Below are 24,647 nucleotides of genomic sequence, written 5' to 3' on the forward strand. Positions count from 1 at the left end.
AAAAAAAAAGCAACAGGACTATTAAATGTCCCATTACTTTAAAATACTTTATAATTAATCGATTCGTTTCATCGGAATCATTTTTGTCATCGGTGTAGTCAGCGGTATCGTTTCATACATTACTTCATTTGAAGGTAGTTCAAACCACTTCACCGGTGATGCAGTAAATCTTTTAATCGCGATCTTCCATTGCAGAATAAGTCTTTCGTACCATAATAGATCGCCATCCAGTAATACTTCATCTTTAAGTACTACAAATTTAAAGTCACTGATGACACGCAGATTATTTGTACCATACGGTCTGAACTGTTCTTTCATCTGTTTCGTTTTAACTAAAGTTCTGGCAATGTTCTTGATGTAGTAATTGACGTTCTGGTGCATTCTAAATCCTAATATTAATTGAACTTTAAATATTGAGTCAGTATTAAAGTTTTCTATACGATAGTTGACCTGGAATGGTTCGTCACTAACCTTTACATTCACAAACCAATACACATCAGCACGTTTTGGTCGACCGTCTAATATAGACTTAATCACTTGTTTCTCTATCATACGATCCTCTTCATTGGTCGTTAAGTAAACTAAATTAGTCGCAAATTTCGGTATACTACGATCTTGTTTTAATGACTTCAGTTGTCCTAAATATTCATCGATCGCAACATCATGTGACTGTTTATCTTTTATCAGATAACCGTTATACCAAACGATCATGATAAATATGATCAAACAAGAAATAAGCACTGCTACATAACCACCATGCATGAATTTTGCCAGACTTGAGATAAAGAATGCGAATTCAAATATAAAGAAGAAGCAAATCGTTAAATATAATAACAATGTATTGACTTGTTTCTTTTTAAGATAGTAAGAAAGTAAAATTGTTGTCATCATCATTGTGACAGTAATACTTAATCCATAAGCTGCTTCCATGTTGACACTCGTTTTAAAATACAGGACAACAAGTATACATAAAAACCAGATCACTGCTGTCACAGATGGAATATACATTTGACCTTTTACTGTCGAAGGATATTTAATATCCAGTTTAGGCATAAACTTTAAATGGATTGCTTCAGAAACTAAAGTGTATGCTCCAGTAATTAAAGCTTGCGATGCAATGATTGCAGCAAATGTCGCCATTAATACACCATAAAGAATGAAAGACTCAGGCATAATCTGAAAAAATGGATTAATTTCTTCTAGATGCTTTGTATCTCCAATATGCTGAATTGTCCAGGCACCCTGTCCAAGATAGCTTAAAATCAACATTATTTTTACAAATGGCCATGTGTAGTAAATTGACTTTTTACCGACATGTCCCATATCTGAATAAAGTGCTTCTGCACCAGTCGCACATAAAAATACTGTCCCTAAAATTAATAATCCCATCTTATTGTCAGGACTAAATAATATTTTAATGCCAAGTAATGGATTAAAAGCTTCTAAAACAGATAAATCCTGTACAAGCTGAATCGTTCCGAATATACCCATCATCGAAAACCATAACAGCATCACCGGCCCAAAGATTTTACCGATACTTCCTGTACCAAATCGTTGAGCAAAAAATATAGCCGTAATAATCGCGATAACAATCATAATAATATTATTCTGATCAGATGCGAAACTATGATAAAAATAAGGAATTTCCTGTAGTCCTTCGATAGCTGATGTCACAGTAACTGCAGGTGTCAAAATACCGTCGGCGAGTAAAGCAGCACCACCGATGATCGCCGGAACAAGTAACCATTTCTTCTGCTTGCGTACGAGTGTATATAGACTAAATATACCACCTTCACCCTGGTTATCCGCACGCATACAAATCATCACGTACTTTATCGTTGTCAGCATCGTGAGCGTCCATATAACAAGTGATAGACATCCTAAAATATATTCTCTTGTTAAATGTGCTAATCCTCCGTTAACAGATACAATTGCTTTCATAACATATAAAGGTGATGTTCCTATATCGCCATATACAATACCAAGGGCGATTAACAGCATCCCTATATTCACTTTTTTATTCTGATTTATATGCATTATCGCACCTCTAATCATTTACTTATCGATTTCAACCGATTCTTGCATTTCACTCTCATTTAAAGCATATTACAAAAAAATTTTTTAACACTTATTGATTACCCAGTTTCTCGTTTTTACGATCAATATTTTTATATGTTTTACCAAGATTTTCTTTATATTCCGGCTTTAATTCTAAATCGTATTTTTTAAGTAATTCTCTTTCTACTTCCAGCTTTATTCGATCAATATGTGACTGACTCATACGACGATAAATCTTATAGTTGAAGAATAATATCGATAACATCAAGATAACTAGACTAGAAAATCCCAATATCACCATCAATTGAAGCTGATCTATCATTGCCTGAAACTGATCCTGCTTTTCAACAATAAAATCTTCTAAGTTTTTAAATGGTTTCGTAAAATATATCATGAATAATCTCCCTTATTATTTTCTTATTATTTTATAAATGCACTAAATATATGTATGATATTACTATAAATGAAGAATGGAGTGAAACAAATGACAAAAACAATCACATTAGACGCAATACAGGATACAATAAATACTGGAACAGATGCAGTTATACTTGATGTAAGAGAATTAGATGAGTTTGTAGCAGGTCATATTCCTGAAGCTACGCATCTTCCACTTTCGGAAATTGAAACGCAATCGGTTGCTCTTGCTAAAGATGTTGAATATATTATTATTTGTAAAAAAGGTGGCCGTGCGATGAAAGCTGGTCAGTATTTGGAAGAAAAAGGTTACAACGTTACTGTTGCAGAACAAGGTATGGATGACTGGACTGGAGAAGTAAAGATAGAAGATTAAAAATAACCGTGCTCAATCGAGCACGGTTTTTAAATACATTTCTATTTAGTACGATCAATGTTCAATCTTACATTATTAATGATCATGCCTGATTTCACACGCCCTGGTAACTTCGTACGATCAACAGTAAAATCTTGTGGTGGCACATCATAATTAATTTCCTGCGCGAAGTATTTCATTGTTTCTTCCATAATGATGATCGTCATCCATTCCCCAGCACAGCGATGATTCGTATGATAGTCTCCTCCACCTTGAGGAATCAAATCAAACGGACTACCATCCCAGTTATCAAAACGATACGGATTAAATCGTTCTGGTTCGCTAAATGTATCTTCTCTATGCAATGTACCAAATACATCTAATATAATCATCGTATCTTTCTTAATCTTATAGCCATCAAATTCTATATTCTTTGCAGCTTTACCTGGTAAGAAAGGTACGAAAGGATAATAACGACGAACTTCCTGTACAAACTTATACGCATAATCATTATCATCACGGGCAACACGCGTTCTTTCTCCAGGAAACTCATGCATCGCAAGTACACCATAAGCTACAAATCGGTTAATTGCAACAAGTGGTCGAATCACGTTCATTAAATCTACTGAACAAAGTCTTGAATCCATTGGTTTGCCGTTCATATCTTCCCAATGACTGAATTCATATAATGCACTTCCTGGCTCCGGATGAATCTTACCTTTTCGTGTCTTAATTATTTGTTCTTCTAAGAAATCTTCTACACGTGCACGTGCTTTTTTAGCTTCACGATATCCTTTATATGGTGAACCGATTGCGCCAAATGAATCAATCATCTTATCCATATCCATTGCGTGCTGTTCAATATTTTCAGGTGTTTCAATAATACCGGCCCATCTAAAGCCAACTTTTGTTAATAAAATAATAGACTCTTTATATACATTCACTTCATCCATTAACTGCATACGTTGCGTATTCTGAAACCAGTAATTGCGCGTTAACTTTCGTAAATATGTTAAATTTTCATCTGTCATTAAAGACATAAATAAAGCTTTTCTATCAATATGCTTTTTGCCCGTCGTTGTATGTATCGCACCTTTGCCAAATAACGTCTTAACTACACGAGGTGGTAATGTACCAGATCTTTCAATCTTATCGTTATCATAAAATAATTCAGCAGCTTGTTTACCGCTAATAACAACAGCTTGTTTACCACCTAGAACACGGGTTTCAAATACGTTAGAATTAAATTTTTTCGTACGATTCTGGATATATTCATATCCTTCTTTCATAATCGTTAAAGTATTATCAAGACCTCTATCTTTTGGCATTCTTTTCGCCATGATGATTCCCCCTAATAAGTATTAATTATCTATACCCTAAATTACAAAAATTTAACTTAAAATTATTCGTTTTGCCTCTTCCAATATTGTATCACTTTCTGCTTCATTCGTTATATGCATATCCGGTTGAACTACAAATTCTTCATCTGTGCCATGTACGAATACAAAGTCATCAAATTCAATTGTATTAAAGATGTTTGCCGCACCGAAAGAGTTTTCTCCAATTTTCTTTGCATTACTTTGTGATGCAAAATATTCAGGACTTCCTTTCGTTAATGGTGATATTAAGATAATATCAGCTGCATATTGATGTGTATGCAAACCACGTGCATAACGAAGATCTAAAATAACAGGTAAATCATGCTGATATGTAACCATTTCATCAAAATTATAGATTGTAACAACCTGATAGCCGTCATATCGTCTTACTGTATTTTCTGGAAATTGATTGAAGTGCTGTACCTCAAATGTATATTCTTCTGCCCCACGTGAAATAGAAAGTTGTGATTGTTTAGCAATAATATGTGTCCAGTCCTGGTTATTATCATCTTCATGAAATAACAATTTTTTGTATCTTGATTCAAGAATATTAATTTCATCATTACTCATTTTTGTAATAACATCCCCAACAACGAGACGATTATCTTCATTTACTTCTGTGACGATTAATGCATCACCTTGTTTTTTTACGTAAAAGCCATTATGTCCTACCATATCTTTGTGAAAGAAAAACAGGCTTTTTATTTGTAGTTCAGTTAAATATTCCAGCATAATCTGTTGAAAAGTATAGTCATTGTCCGGTGCTAGATTTTTAATAATATTTAAATATAATGTATTTGCAGCATCATCTGATAAATTATACTGTGCTGCTATTTTCTCTTTCACTTCAGAAAATATTTCGTGGTAATGGTATGACATGTCGTGACCCCCTTGTGTGTATATTTAAAATATAGGTTTAATTATTAAATATTACAAATAAAAAGCATAAAAAGACGGCAAAAAATGAATTTACTATGCCGTCTAAAAAACTATTCAATTTCGTCATAATCGATTTGTTCCTGCAAATACGTCTTGCCATCAATTTTTATAATAATCGCACCTTGTGTATCTGGTTCAACTGTAAGTACTAATCTTTTCTTACTTTCTTTTGTTGTTTCATAAGATTCATAGATTGTTGAAATATCATTGTTTTTATCTTTAATAAAAATCTCGACAAGTTGTGGCATCTTTTCGGTAGCAGGCGGTTCAGAAGGTTGTTCTACAGTATCACCTTCTTCATTTGTAGCAGGTGCTTCTGTTGTTGGCGTCACTTCTTTGCCTTTATACGGAATACTAACCATTCCGATGTACTTCTTATCTTTTTCTTTTGGTGTTTCAGTAGTGACTTTCTCTTCTGTATTCTTTTTCTCTTTTCCTTTTGATACTTCAAAATTTATTGTTGATCCATAAGGGAACTTTATGTTACGGACATTCTGAGAAATAATATCACCTTTTGCAACGTCATCAGAATATATTACTTGTACCACATTAACGACAAAACCTAACTGCTCAAGCTCTGCTTTGGCTTTTTCAAAGGATTGACCCGTATAATCCTGTACAAATATCTCTTCAACGCCTTTTGAAACTGTAAAAACAACATTCGTATCTTGAGGCACCACTTCTTTATTACCCTTTAAATTTTGCTTAATAATCGTGCCTGACTTCTCATAATTATAGACTTGCTTAACTTTCACTGATTTGAAACCTTGCTTTTCTAATTTTTTCTTGACCTTCGCGATATCCTGCCCCACATAATCTTCGAACATAAACTTTTTAGTACCTTTTGATACCGTAAGATTTATTAGTGATAACTCTTTCACTTTTTCTCCGATCATCGGGTCAGATTCTATCACAGTACCATCGTCATATGAATCATTATAAACATAATCAACATGACCTTTTCGTAAATTATTTTGTTCAAGTAAACTTGTTGCTTCTGATATTGATTTACCATTGATATCCGGTACTTCACTATATTTTGGTGCAAAGGTCATATAAGCAATAGCCGTTCCTAAACCTAAAATTAGTAATAACGGTAATAACCATAACCACCATTTTCTCTTTTTCTTCTTCGATTCATGATTATCTATTTCATCATTATTTTGATCCTCTGCTGATTCCGTTGGCATCGTTGAAACAGGATGCATTTCAATCGTATCATCAGCCTGAACAACTGGAATCATTCTTGTTGCATCGTCAACAATCATCATTTTAGGTTCTTCTGAACGTTCTTCGTCAAGGCAGGTGTTTAAATCATCATACATTTCCTGCGTTGTACGGTAACGTTGATATTTTTCTTTCATCGTTGCTTTTAAAATAATATTTTCAAGCGCTTGTGGTACTGCTGGGTTTTCTTCAATTACAGATGGCAGTTGTTCCTGAATGTGCTTAATCGCTACACCGACTGCAGATTCACCTTCATGAGGAGGATGTCCGGTTAACATTTCAAATAAAACGATACCTATTGAATATATATCACTTGCTTCATCCGTTTGTTTCCCTTTAGCTTGTTCAGGTGACAAGTAATGCACACTTCCCATAATGTGGTTCGTATGCGTCAATGCTGTCTCACTCAATGCGCGTGCTATCCCAAAATCAGAGATTTTAAGCTCTTTTGATTGCGTCATCAAAATATTTTGAGGTTTTATATCACGATGAATAATGCGATGTTGATGCGCATGTTCAATACCACGCAGTATTTGTTTCGTGAAAAATACAGCTTCTTTTACATCTAACGGACCATTCTCACGTATGTATTCATGTAATGTAGGGCCATCAATATACTCCATAATCATATAATAATGACGTTCATCTTCATCTACATCGAGCACTTTAACGATATTAGGATGAGATAATGTCGTTGCATTCTGTACTTCACGTTCAAAACGCTTAACTGCACGATCAACATCGACAGGAGGAACATTAATGATTTTTACAGCGACCTGTGCATCTAAAATAATATCATCGGCGAGGTATACACTACTCATTCCACCACCACCGATATATTTAACTAATTTATAGCGATCACTAATAATAGTACCAATCATTTACTCGCCCCCTTTTAAAGGGACAAGTACTACAGATATATTATCACGTGCTCCTGCCTCTATAGAAGCATTAATCAATGCTTCTCCAGCTGCTTTAACATTTTCACGTGTCTTGATAATATCATGTATGTATGATTCTTCAAGATAATCAGTTAGGCCATCAGAAGATAATAGAAGATAATCATAACGGTCGAAATTATATTCAAACATATCCGGATGGATACGTTTGTCTGAACCCATTACTTTTGTGATAACATTGCGTTGAGGATGGTTACGTGCCTCTTCTTTCGTTAAACCACCAGCCATCAGTAAATGATTTACAAATGTATGATCATGCGTTACCTGGCGCATTTCACGCTCATTGATAAGATAAGCACGTGAATCACCAACGTTCGCAATTACAACCTGATGGTCGAACATTAAAGCACAAACTAGAGTAGTACCCATTCCTTGATTTTCATTATTTTCATGACTTCGCTGATAAAGTTGACGATTAATATCCGAGATATTACTTTTCAGCCAACTTTCAGCATTTTGACGTTCAATATAGTTTTCCTCTGTAAAACGTGCACCAAGTAAATCATTAACAAAATTACTTGCTACATCCCCTGCATTATGTCCACCCATACCATCACAAATAACTACGAGCATCTGTCCAGTATGATTGTAATATACTCCGCCAGCATCTTCATTGCGTTGTCTGACCGGTCCCATATCCGTAAAAAAACGTGCGTGCATATGACTACCTCGTTTCTTCTGCTCTTTCTTTCGCGCGTAATTGTCCACATGCAGCATCAATATCTGCACCATGTTCACGTCTAATTGTAGCATTTATTCCATTTCTTTTTAATTCTTTTTCAAATTTAAAGATATCTTCTTTCGGAGTACGTACGTAATCACGTTCCGGTACATGGTTAACCGGAATTAAATTTACGTGACAGTTTAAATGTTTAATTAGTTTAGCAAGCTCTTTCGCATGATGTACCTGATCATTCACGCCACCAAATAAACCATATTCAAAAGTGATACGGCGTCCTGTCTTATTCACATAGTATTCAATTGATTCCATTAACTTCTCTAGATCATATGCACGGTTAATCGGCATTAAACGACTTCTAATATCATTATTAGGACCGTGTAGACTTAATGCAAAGTTAATTTGTAATGCCTCATCCGCGAAATCATAGATTCTTGGTATGATACCAGAAGTAGAAACTGTGATATGACGTGCGCCAATGTTTAATCCATCATCATGGTTAATAATCTTTAAAAAGTCCATCATTTCTTCGTAGTTTTCGAATGGTTCTCCGATACCCATAATAACAACGTGACTTACACGTTCTTCTGTTAAATCCAACGCTTGTTGCACTGCAAGTACTTGAGCAACGATTTCACCAGCTTCTAAATTACGTTTTAAGCCACCTAACGTTGAAGCACAGAAGGTACAGCCGATACGACATCCAACTTGTGTCGTAACACAGACAGAATTACCGTAATCGTGGCGCATTAATACAGTTTCAATTGTATATCCGTCTTGTAGTTCAAATAAGAACTTAATTGTTCCATCCTTACTTTCCTGTTTAACGACTGTTTTTAAAGTCGTCATCGTAAAGTTGCTTTCTAGCACTTCGCGTAATTCTTTTGATAAGTTCGTCATATCTTCGAAACTGGTTACACGTTTAACGTATAGCCAGTCAAAGATTTGTTTCGCTCTAAATGATTGTTGTTTGTGATCTGCTAACCAATCTTTTAACTCATCCAATTGTAATGAGTAGATTGACGGTTTTTCAAAATTGGGCATAAATTTTTTATTCTTCTTTTCTAATAAAGCCATAATTATTCACTCTTCCTTCTTAACTTTGCAATAAAGAATCCGTCAGACTTTAAGTCTTGCGGTAAAATTTGCAATAGTTTATGTTCACCTAATACTGGTAATTTTATCGGTTCAATCTCGAAATCTGGATTCTGTTTTATAAATGAATAGACAACGTTATCATTTTCCATCTGTTCTATCGTACATGTTGAGTATACTAAGAGACCACCTGGTTTTACAACTTTACTGGCATTCGTGAGTATTTCTAATTGCATCGGCCACAGTGTATCAATATCTTTAGGTGTCTTTTCATATTTAATCTCAGGTTTACGCTTAATGACACCAAATCCTGAGCAAGGTGCATCAACGAGTACTCTATCATACTCTCCTTCAAACGGTAGTAATGCATCATGTACTGAAGGTTCTATATTGCGTAAACTTAAACGATTGATATTATATTTAATCAAATCTATCTTATGCGGATAGACATCGTGACTGATGACGCGTCCCGTACGGTTCATCTTTTCAGCGATATGACAAGACTTACCACCAGGAGCACTACATGTATCAAGGATTGTTTCTCCCTCTTGTGGATCTAACACATTTGCAACAAGCATACTTGATGCATCCTGAACGCTTAAGAAACCATGTTTAAACAATGGATTCTGTACGATAGGCGGCCCATCAATCGCTAGACATTCCGGAATAATCTCTGACTGTTCAACAGTATAGCCTTCATCCTGTAATCGCTGAATTGCTTCTTCAATCGTAATTTTTGTCGTATTAACACGCACCGTTGTATCAGGATACGTCAGAAATTCTTCCGCCATCGCACGTGTTTTATCGTAACCGAAATGTGTATTCCAGTGTTTGATTAACCAAAGCGGTGTACTTGTTTCAACACTTAAACGTTTTAGGTCATCTTTAATTTCAGCAAAATCACGTAATTCACTACGCTGGAAGTTACGCAAAATAGCATTCATTGTATTTGCACCACTAATTGAGCCACGTTGCTTTGTAATTTCTACCGCTTCATTAATAATCGCATGATCTGGTACTTTGTCTAAATATACAGCCTGATAAACACTCATTAATAGTAAGCGACGCATCCACCCTTTTATATTTGCTTTTATAAAAGGCTCAATGTAAAACTCAAGCGTTAATTTATGTTGTAAAGTACCATAAACAAGTTCTGTGAGTAAAGCTCTATCAACAGGTTCAACATAACCTTCTTTAATCGCTTCATTAATAAGCAAATTGCTATAGCCACCATCCGTTAAAACCTGATCCAAAATTTCTAAGGCAATATATCTAACACTACGTTTATGCTCCATTAAATGTCTGCCCCACAATCGTTTGTTTTAATCCTGCAACGTAACTACCGGCATTCATTCGTTTCTTGCCAGCCGGTTGAACTTCAGTGAGCAACACTGCACCGTCGTTTGTCGCCACTTTAATCCCTTTATTATCTGCACTTATTATTTCACCAGGTTGTCCTGAACCATCCACAATTTCAGACATCCAAAGTTTCATGTTTTGTCCATCAAGTTTAGCAAAACCGACTGGCCATGGACTTAACCCACGGATATGATCATGAACCGCTTGACTAGTTCGATCAAAAGAAACAAATTCTTCATCACGACTGACGTTTGAAGCAAACGTTGCGGCGTCGTGATCTTGCGGTATTCTGTCATTTGTTTCTGCAAATATATCCGGTAAAGTCTGTAGTAACAATTTCGTACCTGCTGTACTTAATTTGTCATGTAATGTGCCAACTGTATCATTTTGTTCAATTGGTACAACAACTTGAGCAATCATATCACCAGCATCTAGTTTTTTTGCCATGTACATAATAGTAACACCTGATTCTCTTTCACCATTGATGATGGCTTTATGAATCGGTGCACCTCCACGATATTTCGGTAACAATGAAGCATGTACATTTATACAACCAAGTCGAGGAATTTCAAGCACACGCTCAGGTAACAATTGACCATAAGCAGCTGTAATAATAAGATCTGGATTTAAGTTTTGAACATATTCATAAGCTTCATCACTTGTCATCTTTTCCGGTTGATAAACTTCAATCCCAAGTTCTGTTGCCTGAACTTTCACAGGCGGTGCTGTAAGGACTCTTTTACGACCAACTGGTTTGTCCGGTTGCGTGATGACATGCGCTACACCATATGCATCGTGAACTGCTTTTAAAATAGGTGCTGAAAAGTCAGGTGTTCCCATAAAAATAATATTAGGCTTCTTCATCATACATCGCCTCCAGCTCTTCTTCAGATATGTAACGCGTTACTTTATCTGTAAACATTGTACCGTACAGATGATCAACTTCATGTTGAATGATACGCGCGATATCATCATATGCCGTCATTTCAATTTCATTACCTTCTAAATCATTTGCTTTTACAACAATTTCTGTTGAACGATCAACCATACCAAATACATCTGGCACCGATAAACAACCCTCAACATCACTCTCTTTATCTTCCGAGTAATAAGTAATCTCTGGATTTACGAGCTGTAAAATACCATCCTGTTCCATATCTACAAGTGCAACTTTTAAATCGACACCAATTTGAGGGGCTGCGATCCCTACACCATTATAATGGTATAAACTATCTTCTAAATCCTGAATCAAAGCTTTTAGACTATTGTCAAAAGCCGTTACATCTTTAACTTCTCTATGCAGTAATGCATCATTTTTATCTATTAATGGTTTAATCAATGGACTTGCTCCTTTTTTATTCAATCATTTTATTTTACTTTATTTTGCTTAAGATTGCGATATATTCGTTTGAATGATAAAACTCTCTTTAACTTTGGCTAAAGAGAGTGTTTAGTGTCATTTTACTATATTTTGCGGTTATATACAAAATGTTGGGGTGTGGGGTTTGATTTTGTGATGCAGAAGCGGCTGTATTTTTGAAATACTACCGCTTACTCATGTGATGTTGACTTTTTCTTTGCGAAAGCGGCTGTATTTTTGAAATACTACCGCTTACTCATGTGATGTTGACTTTTTCTTTACGGAAGCGGCTGTATTTTTGAAATACTACCGTTTACTCATGTGATGTTGATTTTTTCTTTACGGAAGCGGCTGTATTTTTGAAATACTACCGTTTACTCATGTGATGTTGATTTTTTCTTTGCGGAAGCGGCTGTATTTTTGAAATACTACCGTTTCCGTCACAACTTTACAAATCACATCACATCATCATATATGTATCACGTATAGCGAAAAAATAACATCCGATAAAATGTAAAATACAGTGTTATCAAGGGTTTAAAGCACCCTATCTGTAGTTTTATATTTCATTGGATATTATCTATTGTAGTTTTATTGTCGTTTTTTTGTAGTTTTTTGTGTTTCTACAACTATTGTTGTGGGTGGTTGAACATCACCCTGTCAATTAGACACTTTAAAAGTGAAAACTTTATAGGGTGCATATCAGGTTATTGTCTTTTTTTTCTTATTTATCACTTCTACTATTTGAGGTATTAAACATAAGAAACAAATCATCATTATAAAAAATTGCATATTAACCACCTTATTATAAATTAATTGTACCTAAACATTATCCTAACCAGTTTTGTGTATATGCTAATAACCCTAGAAACGCACCTATTCCCATACAAACTACCATCAAAATTACATCTAATTCTTTTAGTTTGTAGCTTTTATTATTCAAAATAACATCCCTTTCACAAAGTAATATCATTTAGAATTATCTTCCATTACAATCATCTTAATGAAATAAAGATTGTTTTTCAATGATTTATGTAAATTACAGTGTTCTGACATCCCTTTTTACACGATAACTTTTAGTTAGTGGGTGATTGCAAGAAAAGTGTTTTAAATTTTGGCATAAGAAATCCACATTGCTATTTATACAATGTGGTTATTTGTGATTTTCATAATACTTTTTTTCTTCACTATCATAGTAATGTACAAAAAGTATAGGTATTAATGCACATATTAATGTTGGGATCAATGCATACTCACTTTTATAAATTGCTAGAATGACACCGAGAATACCAAATAATATCCCGATTATTGCTAATGAAATAAGTAGTTTAGATTTGAAAAATACATTATTCACTATAAGCCCTCCATTGAATTTATTTATTACAATAATCTTAATGGAATGGAAAATGATTGGCAAATCATAATAGTGAATATGAAATGTCTTATCACACTGTAAACTACTATTATACCGGTAATCATTGGCTATCTGACTATCACCCAAATCAACATTTATCACCATTAAAAAGAGGATAACCAATTTAATGGCTACCCTCTATCACTTTATCAATCACTTTATCAAGATGTTTATTAAGCATTGCCTCACCAAGCATAAATATACGTTTAATCTCTTCCATATCCTTACCCTGCAAGAAGCATATAAATATAGCCTCTTCTCTTTCAGTTGTCACCTCTTGAATTTTCTCAATCAGCACATTAATAGTATTTGAATCTGCTATATTAGTATCCTGTTCAAGTGCATCATTGTAATCTACATCAGTTACATCATCTAAAGAGAAAAATTGTTCATCTTCCAACATATGATCATCAATTTCAACATCTTCAATTTGTTTGTGATAGTTCAATATGTACTTCTTTAATTCCCGTTTTTCCTTACTCATACTGCAATCAAACACTTTCCATAGGTTTTTATATCCTCTGCTTTAAATTGCTCTGTATCACGCTCTAAAAAGCCATTAAGACGATACTCAAATATATCTTTTCTTAACTGTTCAATTAAATCAATTCTGCCATAATTACCGTTTGATATTAGATAACGTTTAATATCCCTCTGTTCGTTTTTAGAGTAGTGTCTTAAGCATTCTTTTAGTATCTGCATATTTGTATTAGATTTATCTTTGTAACGCTCAAGAGCCTCTTTTTGCTCGATTATCATACTTATTATAAGTAATAAATACATATTTCAAGCAATTTTGTCCATATAATCACATCATCATATATGGATTAATATCTATATGCAGCGTAAACTTATCTTTCATAAACTGTTCATGATAATAATCATCAAGGTAGTTCAATGCTTTCAGTAATTCCGGTTCCGACTTAAACTTAATCATAATCTGGAAACGGTGCTGGTTGTTAATGCGTGCAATCGGACTTGGTGCAGGCCCTAATACATAACTGCCCGGCGTCAAATGTTGTAATAATATTTGATGTATATGTTTACTTTCGAGTAGTACTTTCCTTAAATCGTAATGACTAAAATTCAGATACACCATATAAAAATACGGTGGATACTTCCCTAATCTACGATACGTCATTTCTTCTTTATAGAAACCGTGGTAATTATTTGCTACTGCATATTGAATGGCATAATGCTCTGGATTGTATGTCTGAATGACGACTTCCCCACTTTTCGTGCTTCTTCCGGCACGTCCGGATACTTGTGTAAGTAATTGATACGTTTTCTCGCTTGCACGGAAATCGGGTAGATTCAGCATCGTGTCTGCATTTAATACACCAACGAGTGTAATATCAGGAAAGTCTAAGCCTTTTGCAATCATCTGGGTACCAAGTAATATATTCGCTTCTTTTCGTTTAAACTGCTCAAGCAGTTTTTCATGAGATCCTTTCTTTCTTGTCGTATCATTATCCATGCGGATACTTTCGCATCACGAAATGTCTCATAAATAATTTCTTCAACTTTTTGTGTCCCAACACCCATCTCACGGATATGTTCACTTCCACAGCTTGGACATACATTTACTGGTGGTTCCTTATATCCACAGTAATGACATTTCAAATCATCGGTAAACTTATGATAAGTCAGACTGATATCACAGTTCGGACACATGGGCACATGACCACAATCTCGGCATAACATAAATTGCGCATGTCCTCGTCGATTTAAAAATAGAACGACCTGTTCATCTTTATCGATTTTTTCCTGTATCTTTTCACGCAAAATTTCAGAGAACATCGATCGATTGCCATTTGCCAGTTCATCACGCATATTGGCAATATACATTTCAGGCATCGCCTGTTGATTCGCACGCGTTAACATTTCAAGCTTCGTATAGACGCCCTTTTCAGCTCTTGCATAACTTTCTAGTGATGGTGTCGCACTTCCTAATACGAGTGGGCATTGATGATATTTCGCACGCCATTCTGCTATCTCTCGTGCATGATATCTTGGATAATCTTCTTGTTTATATGTCGTTTCATGTTCTTCGTCGATGATGATGATACCGACATCTTTAAATGGTGCGAATATACTACTTCGAGCACCGACTGACACACTTGCAGTCTGATTTTTAATTTTACGCCACTCATCATATCGTTCACCACTTGATAGTCCTGAATGTAATACTGCCACTTCATCGCCAAATCGTGATTTAAAGCGGTCAACCATTTGAGGTGTTAAAGCAATTTCAGGGACAAGCACAATCGCCTGCTGATTATTATCTAATACATCGCTAATCAGCTGTAAATATACTTCTGTCTTACCTGAACCGGTAACACCATGTAGTAAAAATGTCTCAGCTTTTTTATTTTCATAAACTTCGTGAATTGCGTTATACGCAGTTTGCTGTTCAGGAAGCAGTTGTTTCTTATCATCTTCAAAAAATACTTTATGTGCAAATGGATCTCGCATTTGTTCTAGTTCGACTTTTTCGAACACACCGTTCTTTATAAGTGTATTACATACCCCTTTTGAAATACCTCGTGCTTCCAATTCAACAAATGTTAATCCTTCACGGTTCGATAGTACTTCTTCACAGGCTGCAAGCTGCTTATCATTTTTTGCCGATGATTCATAATCGACACCTGGAGCGAGCTTTACACCTAGTAATTTCTTCACCTTATTTTTCTGAGTCACTTCAATATCTTCTACGATACTTCCGTTTTCAATAAATGGGGAAAGTATCGGCATCATTTCTAATTCTTGTGCACGCTCTAAATATAATTGATCATTGTTAAAATATTTTATTAAATCTTGCGGTATATCCTCGTCATTTACGACACGTAATATCTTCTTATATTTTCCTTTTAAAGCAGCTGGCAGCATTGCATCAAGTACTGCGATACGTTTTGAAACATGTGTGTAACTCATCCATTCACTTAATTCAATCAGTTCCTGTGTCAACTCCGGTACATAATCCTGTACACTGATGATCGGTTTTAATTTATCAAATTCAGCAGTCGTACTTAATGCGATCACATAACCTTGTACTTTCCGAGGTCCAAAGGGAACGACGACACGCATGCCAGGAACAATATGTGATTCAAGATGATCGGGTATAAGATAATCAAATAATCTGTCAACCCGTTTGCTATTCACATCAACGATTACTTTAGCAATCAATTAAATCCCTTCTTTATCACTTGTGTTAATATTTCGTGAGAAACACCTAATTTCGGCTGTTTTTCAATCGATGCTTCACTTCCATCTTTAAAATACATCGTTACTGCATTATCATCTGACTTGAAACCAATCGTTTTATCACCAACGTTATTTGCAATAATGACATCTGCATTTTTCTTAACGAGTTTGCCACGTGCATACTTTTCAACCTGTTCGGTTTCAGCTGCAAATCCGATAACATATTGATGCGTTTTATGTGTCCCGATATACATTAGAATGTCTTGTGTACGTTTAAATGTAATCGTTAAATCACCGTCTTTTTTCTTAAGCTTCTGATCATACACTTCAACAGGCGTATAATCTGCAACTGCTGCTGCTTTGATTATAATATCAGCTTTATCCATGTTATCTTTTACTGCATTGAACATATCTTCAGCACTTTCAATTTTGATATGATTTACGCCTTGTGGAACATCTAGTGGTAAATCTGTTGAAATTAACGTGACATGCGCACCGCGTACACTTGCCGCTTCAGCTAAACTGTACCCCATTTTGCCAGAAGAACGATTTGTTAAATATCGCACCGGATCTATTTTCTCAATGGTAGGACCAGCTGTAATTAGCACACTTTTACCTGTTAAATCCTGTTCAACTTGTTTCAATTGCTGTTTTGCAGTGATAATGTTCATAATATCAATCGGTTCACTCATACGTCCCTTTGCAATATATCCACATGCAAGAAAACCTGCGCCTGGCTCAATAATTTGAACGCCTCTTTCATGTAACGTCTTTAAATTCTCTATCACAGCAGGATGATCATACATCTTAGCGTTCATCGCAGGTGCAATATATACAGGTCCAGTATATGCTAAATACGTTGCAGTAAGCATATTATCACTGATACCATGTGCTATCTTACCAATAGTTGATGCGGTAATAGGTGCGATTACCATACAGTCTGCCCAATCAGTGAGACTAATATGTTGAATTTCAGCTGGATTATGTTCTTTAAAGATATCTGTATACACAGGATTTCGACTCAATGCCTGAAATGCCAGTGGTGTTACAAATTCCAATGCACCCTCCGTCATAATCACACGTACTTCATGACCAGCCTGTGTCAGTTTGCTCGTTAAGTCAATCGCTTTATATGCTGCAATACCACCTGTTACACCTAATATTATTTTCATGATTTCCTCCTAGTAAAAAAACTGACAAAAATTAATTTGTCAGTCTTAGTTTTAATTTGGTAATTCATTCGTAATTCTAATTTTATGCGCTGCGATTTCTTCTAAAGAACGTCCAACTGGTTTATATGAGATGTAATCATCTAATAAAGCACCTTCTGGATTATCCTGTAATTCACGTGCACGTTTAGCTGCAAGTGTTACGATTAAGTATTTAGAATTTACATTTTTCTTCAACTGATCTAACGGTGGATTTAACATCTATTTTGCCTCCAATATCATTTTTCTAAAACGCGCTTCTATGCGTTCACGTTTTAAGTGTTCTGCTTCTACGATGGTCTGCACCTTTTGTTTCGCTTCCATTACTTCATCATTGATGACAACATAATCATATAAATTCATCATTTCTACTTCTTTACGCGCTTCATTAATACGGTTTTGTATCACTTCCTGCGATTCAGTACCACGACCGATTAAACGCTGTTCTAAATGTTCTAAAGTAGGTGGTGCCAAAAAGATAAATAAAGCTTCAGGAAATTTCTTACGTACTTGACGTGCACCCTGCACTTCTATTTCTAAAAATACATCTTTACCTGCATCCATCGTATCCCTAACATATTGTACAGGTGTTCCGTAATAATTACCAACATATTCTGCATATTCTATAAATGCATCATCTTTTATCAATGCTTCAAATTCTTCTTTTGATTTAAAGAAGTAATCTACGCCATCAACCTCTCCAACGCGTTGGTTGCGTGTAGTCATAGAAATTGAATACTCAAAATCAGTTTCCGGATCATCAAATATTGCTTTACGCACTGTACCTTTACCAACACCTGATGGACCTGATAGAACAATTAATAACCCTTTTTCTTTCTCCATAATAACGACCTTTCATCTAAAAGTGATTATATTTAAATTTATCATAAATCTTAAGAAAAATACATGATAATATTAAGCAGATAGGTTTTCTATTATTAATGTGCACTTATATATGATGATGAATGAATTCATGATACACTAAAGGGACGAAAAAAAGAGGTGAGCATATGGCTTTTGATGGATTATTTACACATCAAATGATTAAAGAAATATCATTTTTAGAAACAGCACGTATTAATAAAATTACACAACCTGATGATTATACAGTAGTACTCGTCATCCGTGCGAATAGAAAAAATCAGAAACTTCTATTATCAGCACATCCAAATTTTGCGCGTATTCAACTGACAGATAACACGTTTGATAATCCTTTTGAACCACCAATGTTTCTAAGAGTATTACGTAAACATATCGAAGGTGGTATTGTTCATTCCATCAATCAAATTGGAAATGACCGCATTATTGAAATTATCATCAATAATACAAATGAAATCGGTGATCGTATCGTACGACATCTCTACATTGAAATAATGGGTAAACATAGCAACATCATCCTTACAGATGAAAACAGAAAAATTCTTGATAGCTTAAAACATTTAACACCGAACACAAATAGTGCTAGAACGTTAATGCCAGGATTTATGTATGAGTATCCACCGACAATAAAGAAATACAATCCATTTGAATTAAATAAGATTAGTCACATCATTGATCCGGAATTAAAGCTTAACAAAGCACTATTAAATGCCCTAGAGGGATTTAGTCCAATTGCCATCAATGACATGCTCGCAATTGGAAATGATTTAGATGAGAATTTCCAACAATTTATGGCTCAGGATAAAATATCACCTGTTGCTTTTACTTTAAACGATAAAGAAGATTTCTATTTTAAACCTGTCGCAAATGCCACCCAAATGACGCAATACGATACATTAAGCGCATTACTTGATGATTTTTACAAAGATCGTGCAAAACGAGAACGTGTTAGAAATCAAACGAATGACTTATCACGTCATTTATCGAATTTACTTGCAAAGAACGAGAAAAAATTAGCAAAGCTCATTCATGAATTAGAAGAAACGAGTCGTATGGAAGAAATGAATTTATTTGGTGAACTGATAACAAGTAATATGTATCAGTTAAAGCAAGGAATGGCATCATTTGAAACAATTAATTATTATAATAATGAAACTGTTACGATTCCAATGAATCCAAGAAAAACGCCTGCAGAAAATGCACAATTTTATTACAAACAATATAATCGTTTAAAAACACGTAAGCAACATGCTGCTGCTCAAATTGATGAAACTAAATCTGAAATCGAATATATTCAAACCATTCAAATGCAGCTGAATCATATTGAATTAAATGATATTGATGATATTCGTAACGAGCTTGCAGAACAAAATTTAATAAAGAAAAAGCATAAACAAACGAATAAGAAGAAAAATAACACACAAAGTATCGATCATTATTTATCTAGAGATAATCAAAAGATGGTCGTAGGGCGTAATAATCTTCAAAATGAATATATTACACACAAACTTGGGCGAAACAATTATCTTTGGTTCCATACGAAAGATATACCGGGCAGTCATGTCGTTATCTTAGATAGTAACCCAACAGATGGAACAATTGAAGATGCCGCAATGCTAGCAGGTTATTTCTCTAAAGCACAAGGCTCGTCTAAAATTCCAGTAGATTATACTGAAATTAAATATGTCTATAAGCCAACCGGAGCTAAACCTGGTTTTGTAACGTATACAGATCAATCTACTGTTGTTGTTACACCGGAAAAATCATATATTGAAAAGTTAAAAAATAATTATCAGCTCGCCAACAATGAATAAGGAGTAAATTATGGATATTCGACAATTAAAATATTTTATTGCAGTTGCAGACAACTAAAATTTTCATATGCTGCTAAAAGTTTATTTATTACGCAACCAACACTTTCTCAATCCATTAAAAAATTAGAAGCTGAGTTGAATACTTCATTGTTCATTCATAATGATAAACAATTCCATCTTACAAAGACGGGAGAAATTCTTTATAACAAAGGTAAAAAAATTGTGAAAGATTTCGACGAATTAATCGAAGAACTACATCAAACGCAAGATAAGCAAAAGGAAACAATTCGTGTTGGACTTACAGCACTCTTTGCTATTCAATTTATGAAAGAAATATCGACGTTTATTGCGACGCATCCTAATGTCGATATACATTTTACACAAGGTGGTTCTCGAAAAATTCAACAAATGCTAGCTGAAGGTAAAATTGATGTCGGACTGAACTCATTTCCTCAAATCCATGATGACATCATAATGGAGCCACTTAATACGACGACACATGGATATAATGTCAGTGTTGTTATGGATCAATCGCATCCTTTAGCTAGTCGTAATACCATCAGTTTTTCCGATTTGAAGGATGCTTCTTTTAGTACGTTAACAGAAGATTTTATGCTTGGCAAACTTGTGACAGAGCGTACTAGATCACTTGGATTCGAACCTAATATTGTTTTTATCAATAATGATTGGGAAGTGTTAACACATAGCTTGACCAATCTAAATTCTGTATCATTATTACCAACGGAGTACGAACATTTTAGTAAATTAAAATCACTTGTTTGGATTCCTTTGGCTGATAAAAATAATCACTATCCTATTGGCATTTCGCTTAAGAAAAACACCATATGCAGTGAATCTGTAACTGATTTTATTAAACTCATTAAATCAAATTAAAAATAAGAAACAGCGATTGCTGTTCCTTATTTAATATATATCTGATTCTTTTGTAAAATGGCTTAAGTTCTCTTTCACATCTTTTAAGAATCGTCCTGCTTGTAATCCATCTAATATTCTATGATCAATCGATAAACATAAATTAATCATATCTGCAGCTTTAAATCCTCCATCTTCAGTTGGTACAAGGCGTTTATTAATACTTTCAATTTGTAATATCGCCGCTTGAGGATAATTAATGATACCTTGACTCATGATTGAGCCGAATGATCCTGTGTTGTTAACGGTCATCGTACCACCCTGCATATCTTCATTGCTTAAATTACCTTGACGGGCAGCATCTGCTAATCGTTTCACTTCTTTCGCAATGCCCATAACAGAGTATTGATCTGCATTGCGAATAACGGGTACAAATAAATGCTCATCCGTCGCAACAGCGACACTGATGTTGATATCTTTATGATATGTGATGACATTATCAACCCAAGATGCGTTAAATTTAGGATGTTTCTTCAAAGCTTGAACAACCGCTTTAATAAAGAATGGATAGAATGATAATGAAATACCTTCATTACGTTTGAAGTCATCTTTGTATTTGTTTCTTAATTTCACAAGTTCAGTCACATCCGCTTCAACCATTAACCATGCATGTGGGATTTCATTTACACTTTGTACCATACGTTTTGCGATAGCTTTACGTACACCATCAGGTTTAACAATTGTATCTTGAGAATTACTGATACTTTCTGTTTTAGGTGCTGATTTAACTTCAGGCGCGCTTTGAACTGGTGCTTCAGATACTTGTGAAGCGACCATGTCATGCATCGCTGCTGGTTCTTGTTTAACTGATTCAGGTTTAAAGTTTAATACATCTTTACGCGTAATACGTCCACCTTTACCTGTTCCTTTAACTTGTGATAAATCAATACCACGTTCTCCCGCAATTTTTAATACTGCTGGTGAGAATCGTGCACCTTTTTCTGATACGATTTTTTCAGGTTTCGTATTTACTTCGTCAGATGGCATTTCAGAAGTATTCACGATGGCATCCCCTGCACTCTTTACAGGCGCTGCAGTTGTTTCTTCTTGTAGAGCCGCACTTTCTTCTTGAATGTCACTAGTACTTGTTGAATCGCCTTCACCTTCAACTTCAATTTCCATGATCGGTGTATGAATTGGGACATCTACATCTAAATCTATTAAAAATGATTTAACGACACCGCTAAAATCAGATGGTATTTCCGTTGTTACTTTATCAGACACTGCTTCTGCGATTGGTTGATAACGCTCAACTGTGTCACCTTCTTTTACTAACCAATTTGTAATTGAAGCTTCAGTAACACTTTCTCCTAAGCCCGGTAATAAGATTTTTTTAATTCCCATCAATTAATCCCCCTATTATTAAAATTCGGCTAATTCTTTAACTGCAGCATAAACTTTATCTTCATTAATTAAAAATGCACGTTCTAATGGCAATGCATAAGGCATTAAAGGTGAGTCTGGTCCTGCAAGTCTACCAATTGGTGCATCTAGATCAAATAATGCTTCTTCAGCAATGATTGCCGCAATTTCACTCATGACACTTTGTTCTTTGTTATCTTCTGTAACAAGTAATACTTTACCTGTCTTCTTTGCTGCTTCTACTAAAGTTTCTTTGTCTAACGGGTAAAGTGAACGTACATCAACTACATTAACACTGATTCCTTCTTTTTCTAACTTTTCAGCTGCTTTGATTACCATTTGTAGTGCCATACCGTATGCGATGACAGTAACATCGTCACCTTCTTTTACAACATTGGCTTTATCTAAAGGTACAATGTAATCTTCTTCAGGTAAATCTTCTTTCAGTAAACGATATAAACGTTTATGCTCATAAAATAGAACCGGATCATCACTTCGTATCGCTGCTTTAATTAAACCTTTAGCATCATATACTGAAGAAGGTGTAACTACACGTAAACCAGGTTGACCTACGAAAATCTTATCTGTTGTTTGAGAGTGATAAAATCCACCACGAACGCCTCCACCGTATGGGGTACGATAAACAATTGGTGTTGTCCAGTCACCTTTTGTACGGTAACGCATTCGAGCTGCTTCAGACATAATTTCATTGACAGCTGGTAAAATATAGTCTGCAAATTGGAATTCCCCTATTGCGCGGTATCCTCTAACACCTAATCCAACCGCAAGACCCCCGATCAATCCTTCAGTCAGAGGTGTATTAAACACGCGGTGATCACCATATTTAGCAGCAAGACCTTTCGTTACGCCAAATACACCACCTTTATCTCCACCGACATCTTCACCAAAAATTACAACTTTTTCGTCTCTTTCCATTTCTTCAGCAATTCCTTTATTAATTGCTTCTAAATATGTCATCATTGTCATAATTTATCGCTCCTCTTTAGTTTTTAGCCCAAACTTCATCTAATAATTCATTTGGATCAGGATCTGGCATTGCTTCTGCTTCATCTGTTGCTTGATTTATTTCATCTTTTAATTTTTTCTCAATTTCATCAATTTCATCTTGCATTAAATAACCTTCATCAATTAATTGTTTTTGGAATGTTGCAAGTGCATCATGGTGTTTCATTTCTTCTAGTTCTTCTTTAGAGCGATAAATCGTTTGATCATCATCAGAAGAGTGTGAAGTCATACGCGAAACCATTAATTCTACTAATGCTGGGCCTTCACCATTTCTTGCTTTTTCAACGTATTGTTTAAATGTTAAGAACACATCAGTGAAATCACTGCCGTCAACCGTTTTTCCTTCAAAGCCATAACCATGTGCTCGGTCTGACATTTTTTCATTGGCATATTGTTCTTTTACTCCTACTGAAATTGCCCATTGGTTATTCTCAACAACGAATATAATTGGTAATTTCTTAACACCTGCAAAGTTCATCGCTTCTGCAACTTCACCTTGGTTAAATGAACCTTCTCCTGTTGTAGTTAAAGCAACTGATCCATCATTTTCAAGTAATGATGCATATCCTACACCTGTTGCAACGTTCATTTGTGTTGATACCGGTGAAGAGTGCGATACGATATTGTGTTTTTTAGAACCATAATGGTTTGGCATTTGACGTCCATGAGATGATGGGTCCGCTTCTTTACCAAATGAACCGAGCAATACATCTTTAGAACTCATCCCCCATGTTAAACAAGCAGTCATATCTCGATAATAGGGTAGGAAGTAGTCTTTGCTTGAATCAAATGCTAAAGCCATGGCAACTTGTGCTACTTCAGCACCTTGACCTGAAATGTTAAATGATGTTTTTCCGATACGTGTAAGCTGCCATAAACGTTCATCCAATCTACGTCCTCTAAGTACATGAGTAAATGCTTCGATTAATTGCTCTTTTGATAACCCTGTTTCTTTTAGTTGTTTCATTACTTTCCCTACT

The 24,647-nt window shown here is 35.0% G+C and carries 22 protein-coding genes and 1 pseudogene; 3 read left to right on the forward strand and 20 right to left on the reverse strand.

Annotated features, from left to right (window positions below; translation table 11 throughout):
- Positions 1-54: 54 nt before the first annotated feature.
- Together BFS35_RS04005 and BFS35_RS04010 are read right to left on the reverse strand one after the other, a co-directional pair.
- Positions 55-2,037 (reverse strand): KUP/HAK/KT family potassium transporter, encoded by a 1,983-nt coding sequence (locus BFS35_RS04005; RefSeq protein WP_099577615.1) that lies wholly within the window; start codon positions 2,035-2,037, stop codon positions 55-57.
- A 91-nt stretch (positions 2,038-2,128) separates the two neighbouring features.
- Positions 2,129-2,452, reverse strand: coding sequence for a hypothetical protein (locus BFS35_RS04010; RefSeq protein WP_099577613.1), 324 nt, complete (start codon positions 2,450-2,452; stop codon positions 2,129-2,131).
- A 90-nt stretch (positions 2,453-2,542) separates the two neighbouring features.
- Here BFS35_RS04010 and BFS35_RS04015 point away from each other — a divergent pair, with 90 nt between their 5' ends.
- Positions 2,543-2,851 carry a rhodanese-like domain-containing protein gene (locus BFS35_RS04015; RefSeq protein ID WP_099577611.1) on the forward strand — a complete coding sequence of 103 codons (309 nt, stop codon included), beginning with the start codon at positions 2,543-2,545 and terminating at the stop codon, positions 2,849-2,851.
- 41 nt (positions 2,852-2,892) lie between these two features.
- On the opposite strand, the gene BFS35_RS04020 is transcribed toward BFS35_RS04015, so the two are convergent.
- The 15 genes and pseudogenes from BFS35_RS04020 to gmk all read right to left on the reverse strand — a co-directional run bounded on the left by BFS35_RS04020 (position 2,893) and on the right by gmk (position 18,496).
- The gene (locus tag BFS35_RS04020; protein ID WP_099577609.1) at positions 2,893-4,170 is read right to left on the reverse strand and encodes a cytochrome P450; all 1,278 of its coding nucleotides are present in this window, start codon (positions 4,168-4,170) and stop codon (positions 2,893-2,895) included.
- A gap of 51 nt (positions 4,171-4,221) precedes the next feature.
- A complete protein-coding gene (locus BFS35_RS04025; protein WP_099577607.1) occupies positions 4,222-5,088 on the reverse strand; it encodes a hypothetical protein in 867 nt (288 codons plus the stop codon).
- 110 nt (positions 5,089-5,198) lie between these two features.
- Positions 5,199-7,256, reverse strand: a complete 2,058-nt coding sequence (gene pknB / locus BFS35_RS04030) for a Stk1 family PASTA domain-containing Ser/Thr kinase (protein WP_099577605.1) — start codon at positions 7,254-7,256, stop codon at positions 5,199-5,201.
- Complete coding sequence (locus tag BFS35_RS04035; protein WP_099577603.1) at positions 7,257-7,994, reverse strand: Stp1/IreP family PP2C-type Ser/Thr phosphatase; 738 nt, start codon at positions 7,992-7,994, stop codon at positions 7,257-7,259.
- Positions 7,995-7,998: 4 nt separating this feature from the next.
- Complete coding sequence (gene rlmN, locus BFS35_RS04040) at positions 7,999-9,090, reverse strand: dual-specificity RNA methyltransferase RlmN (RefSeq protein ID WP_099577601.1); 1,092 nt, start codon at positions 9,088-9,090, stop codon at positions 7,999-8,001.
- Between the two features lie 2 nt (positions 9,091-9,092).
- Entirely contained in the window at positions 9,093-10,403 is a 1,311-nt protein-coding gene (gene rsmB, locus BFS35_RS04045; protein WP_099577599.1) for a 16S rRNA (cytosine(967)-C(5))-methyltransferase RsmB, read from the reverse strand.
- Positions 10,393-11,331 carry a methionyl-tRNA formyltransferase gene (gene fmt, locus BFS35_RS04050; RefSeq protein WP_099578580.1) on the reverse strand — a complete coding sequence of 313 codons (939 nt, stop codon included), beginning with the start codon at positions 11,329-11,331 and terminating at the stop codon, positions 10,393-10,395. The genes rsmB and fmt overlap by 11 nt, the downstream gene beginning before the upstream one ends.
- Positions 11,318-11,806 (reverse strand): peptide deformylase, encoded by a 489-nt coding sequence (gene def, locus BFS35_RS04055; RefSeq protein ID WP_099577597.1) that lies wholly within the window; start codon positions 11,804-11,806, stop codon positions 11,318-11,320. Before def ends, fmt begins: the two co-directional genes overlap by 14 nt.
- 1,174 nt (positions 11,807-12,980) lie before the next feature.
- Positions 12,981-13,181: a hypothetical protein gene (locus BFS35_RS04060; RefSeq protein ID WP_099577595.1), complete on the reverse strand. Its 201-nt coding sequence runs from the start codon at positions 13,179-13,181 to the stop codon at positions 12,981-12,983.
- A 184-nt stretch (positions 13,182-13,365) separates the two neighbouring features.
- Positions 13,366-13,689, reverse strand: coding sequence for a hypothetical protein (locus BFS35_RS04065; protein ID WP_158554249.1), 324 nt, complete (start codon positions 13,687-13,689; stop codon positions 13,366-13,368).
- Between the two features lie 32 nt (positions 13,690-13,721).
- On the reverse strand, positions 13,722-14,024 hold the full coding sequence (locus BFS35_RS04070; protein ID WP_099577591.1) for a hypothetical protein: 303 nt from the start codon (positions 14,022-14,024) through the stop codon (positions 13,722-13,724).
- A gap of 25 nt (positions 14,025-14,049) precedes the next feature.
- A pseudogene (gene priA / locus BFS35_RS04075) lies at positions 14,050-16,403 on the reverse strand (primosomal protein N').
- A gap of 20 nt (positions 16,404-16,423) precedes the next feature.
- The gene (coaBC, locus tag BFS35_RS04080) at positions 16,424-17,620 is read right to left on the reverse strand and encodes a bifunctional phosphopantothenoylcysteine decarboxylase/phosphopantothenate--cysteine ligase CoaBC (RefSeq protein WP_170137302.1); all 1,197 of its coding nucleotides are present in this window, start codon (positions 17,618-17,620) and stop codon (positions 16,424-16,426) included.
- Between the two features lie 48 nt (positions 17,621-17,668).
- Positions 17,669-17,875: a DNA-directed RNA polymerase subunit omega gene (gene rpoZ / locus BFS35_RS04085; protein ID WP_099577587.1), complete on the reverse strand. Its 207-nt coding sequence runs from the start codon at positions 17,873-17,875 to the stop codon at positions 17,669-17,671.
- A complete protein-coding gene (gmk, locus tag BFS35_RS04090) occupies positions 17,876-18,496 on the reverse strand; it encodes a guanylate kinase (RefSeq protein WP_099577585.1) in 621 nt (206 codons plus the stop codon). It abuts the gene before it with no gap.
- A 167-nt stretch (positions 18,497-18,663) separates the two neighbouring features.
- Between gmk and BFS35_RS04095 the strand changes: the two genes are divergently transcribed.
- Complete coding sequence (locus tag BFS35_RS04095) at positions 18,664-20,346, forward strand: Rqc2 family fibronectin-binding protein (RefSeq protein WP_099577583.1); 1,683 nt, start codon at positions 18,664-18,666, stop codon at positions 20,344-20,346.
- Positions 20,347-20,376: 30 nt separating this feature from the next.
- The gene (locus BFS35_RS04100; RefSeq protein WP_275068220.1) at positions 20,377-21,240 is read left to right on the forward strand and encodes a LysR family transcriptional regulator; all 864 of its coding nucleotides are present in this window, start codon (positions 20,377-20,379) and stop codon (positions 21,238-21,240) included.
- A 30-nt stretch (positions 21,241-21,270) separates the two neighbouring features.
- On the opposite strand, the gene BFS35_RS04105 is transcribed toward BFS35_RS04100, so the two are convergent.
- From BFS35_RS04105 to BFS35_RS04115, 3 genes are read right to left on the reverse strand one after another with little or no spacing between them, the layout of a single operon-like run.
- The gene (locus tag BFS35_RS04105) at positions 21,271-22,623 is read right to left on the reverse strand and encodes a dihydrolipoamide acetyltransferase family protein (RefSeq protein ID WP_099577579.1); all 1,353 of its coding nucleotides are present in this window, start codon (positions 22,621-22,623) and stop codon (positions 21,271-21,273) included.
- A gap of 18 nt (positions 22,624-22,641) precedes the next feature.
- A complete protein-coding gene (locus BFS35_RS04110; protein ID WP_099577577.1) occupies positions 22,642-23,628 on the reverse strand; it encodes an alpha-ketoacid dehydrogenase subunit beta in 987 nt (328 codons plus the stop codon).
- Between the two features lie 16 nt (positions 23,629-23,644).
- Positions 23,645-24,634 (reverse strand): thiamine pyrophosphate-dependent dehydrogenase E1 component subunit alpha, encoded by a 990-nt coding sequence (locus BFS35_RS04115; protein WP_099577575.1) that lies wholly within the window; start codon positions 24,632-24,634, stop codon positions 23,645-23,647.
- Between the last annotated feature and the right edge of the window lie 13 nt (positions 24,635-24,647).

This window comes from Macrococcoides goetzii, assembly GCF_002742385.2.
GTDB lineage: Bacteria > Bacillota > Bacilli > Staphylococcales > Staphylococcaceae > Macrococcoides > Macrococcoides goetzii.